General features: G+C 43.0%; 1 protein-coding gene. It reads right to left on the reverse strand.

Annotated features, from left to right (window positions below):
- Window positions 1-1885, reverse strand: a 1885-nt coding sequence (locus tag N7974_RS20320) for a DUF4347 domain-containing protein (RefSeq protein WP_262967354.1), incomplete at its 3' end; no start/stop codon positions are given.
- Window positions 1886-2860: the final 975 nt, after the last annotated feature.

Consider the following 2860-nt stretch of genomic DNA (forward strand, 5'->3'; position numbering starts at 1 on the left):
CGGCAAACCATTGGTAAGCTATCGGGACAGTACCCATGCCATCTAAATCCCCCAAGGTATTGGCGGCTGTTAATATTTGGTTTTGCTCAAGCAAGCCGGAGATAGTGACGGTGCCGGTAGGTGCATCGTTAACATTGGCTACGGCAGTGGTGGCAGAGCTCAATACTTTTTCAAGTTTATTCAGTCCGTCGGTATAGCTGGCCTGAACAGTAATAACTTTGTTCACTTGCGCTTGAGTTAATGTAAACGTTTCGGCTGTTGCGTTGGTAATGACTACGCCATCGGCAAACCATTGGTAAGCTATCGGGACAGTACCCATGCCATCTAAATCCCCCAAGGTATTGGCGGCTGTTAATATTTGGTTTTGCTCAAGCAAGCCGGAGATAGTGACGGTGCCGGTAGGTGCATCATTAACATCGACTACAGCAGTGGTGGCAGAGCTCAATACTTTTTCAAGATTATTCAGTCCGTCTGTATAGCTGGCCTGAACGGTAATGACTTTGTTCACTTGCGCTTGAGTTAAAGTGAACTTGTCGGTTGTTCCGTTGGTAATGGCTGTACCATCGGCCAACCATTGGTAAGCAATTGTGCCCAAGCCATCGGCATCCGTCAACGTACTGATGTCCGCTGTCAGTACTTCATTTTGGGTAGCCGTACCGGTAATGGTTACTGCGCCGGTAGGTGCATTATTGGCGGCCGCTACTTTACTGTATGTCAACATACCGGTAGTTGCATCCAAACTCCATGTTTGGACTGCCTGAGTCACGATTTGAGTAGCACCACCGCTGTAATAGTAAAAGTTGCCTGCCGTGCCATAGTTGATGCTGGCACCTGCGTCAGTTTTACCACCATTAAGACTGGTAAATGAATTTCTTTGGTCATGCTGTCCGGTATCAGGAGTATCCGAATCTGAAATGATAGCACTCAGATTTAAAGCTGTATCAACAGCTACACCGGTATTGTCAGTCAAAGCAGCCGTATTAACAGAGGCTATATGGTTTGCTGAGGTAGTAACAGCAGCTGCAGCAACGGTTATAGTTGCAAATTTTTCCGGGCTTATCGCAGGGCCGGTTGCCAGTAATCTACCTCCGTTACCTGAAGTAAGCACACCAAAAACGGTAGTCTCTGTATTTAAATTGGCAGCAAAAGTTGACCATTTGCCATCAGTAGAAGCCGCTGTCAGAGCAGTGAGATCATAGCTTTTTGAAAAATCATTGTTGCTTAAATTAGCAACCAAATCACCCATGGTCAGACCCAAGTCCAAGACAAAGGTTAATGCTTGAGTGCTGTCATACACTGATAAATAAGCTTCTGATAATAAATTATCTTTTACTTTTATAGAAAGAGTGTTCGCATAACTATTGACTGCCTCAGTATTTAATGCCAATCCTGAATCAATGGTTCCGGTAGACGCTTCTAATTGCCAATCTCCGGCTAAAGCCGCTGAGCCGGTCAAATTATTTGAAGCAGCGACATCGGCATTGGTTAATACCGCCAACTGGTTGATAAAATCTACGCCATTTTGATCAGCGGCAACATCACAACCGTACAATAAAATATCACCGGTGGAGCTCAGACTGCTACCCATGCTGGCCAGTTGTTCGCTGTATGAGCTTAAATTGTCTTGCGTGATGGTGCTAGAACCCAACAACAAAGTGCCTGCACTCCCGTGAGACATGATTTGAATGCTTTGTAGCGGTATAAAATCTGCTGTACTTGCCGCCAAAGTGGTCAGGTAATCGCTGATTTGTGTCAGTCCATCAGAACCTGAATTCAGAATTAATACTGCGGTACCTGCAGTGGCTGCACTGGCTAAACCTTGCCAATCACTAACCTGGCTGTCGATGACTAAAAGATTGGTGATTGGTGTGATTATTTGGTTCATGTCAGCTGTGTCTTGTTTTGGTGAGAGGGAATGATTAATAGGTAGAGTTATTAATAGTGAGAGCAGTAGGTGTTATAGCTATTGCGCTTGATAGTACTAAAAATATTACTTTGCACAAGATTACGTTATCAAGATGACAGATACGTTAAATAGTCAAAATGAATAACTGATTTCTTTGGTAAGGTAAGTTTTTTGAATTTACGCTGGCATATTTTGGGATAAAGAGTTTGGTTTAACCGTACTAAAAGTGTGATGGGGTTTGAAGCCCCGTTACTCAGGATTTAAAAACTACTGAGACTTTCAAACGTTCCGGTCAGGGTTGAAATTCCAGACCGGCATCGGCAGAGTCCACGAAAACACGAAAGGCACGAAAAAAAAGCAGACTTATTTGTTAACACCTTAATATACAAAGCGTGACGGGGTTTGTAACCCAGTTAGGTAACTTGCAATAAATAAGCCCCCCAACTTATAGCCTTAAAATACTTAACTTAATGGCAGTGACCGTACCTGACACCATGATAATTTGGAATACAAACCTAGTACTCAGTCAATCTTATTTTGTCGGATCCAATATAGAAAACTACTGGCTTGTAAGGCAGTACGCAGAAAATAACCCCCAGAATCAGCCTAGTTCCCACGCTCCGGAGACTGTGAAAGTATTCAAAATTCGGGTTGAATTTTGATTTCGGCAACCAAGAATCAATAACTTACAGCAGGTTTTTTGCTATTTTGTGTTGATTTTGGTTGTTTTTGATAATACTTTCACAGTCTCTCCGGCGTGGGAACGATAGGGCGAGAGTTATTTATTGCGAGTTACCTAATGCTAATTTTATCCGACATATCAACGCTGACTGAGTACTAGTACTCAGTCAGCGTTGATATGTCGAATGATAGCCCCCATATAATGTCTTTACATTGCCATTAATAAACACCATTGAAAAAGAAATACATAGTACGACTAACGGAAGATGAACG

Origin of the sequence: Methylobacter psychrophilus, assembly GCF_025583945.1 — a bacterium.
Classification (GTDB): domain Bacteria; phylum Pseudomonadota; class Gammaproteobacteria; order Methylococcales; family Methylomonadaceae; genus Methylobacter_C; species Methylobacter_C psychrophilus.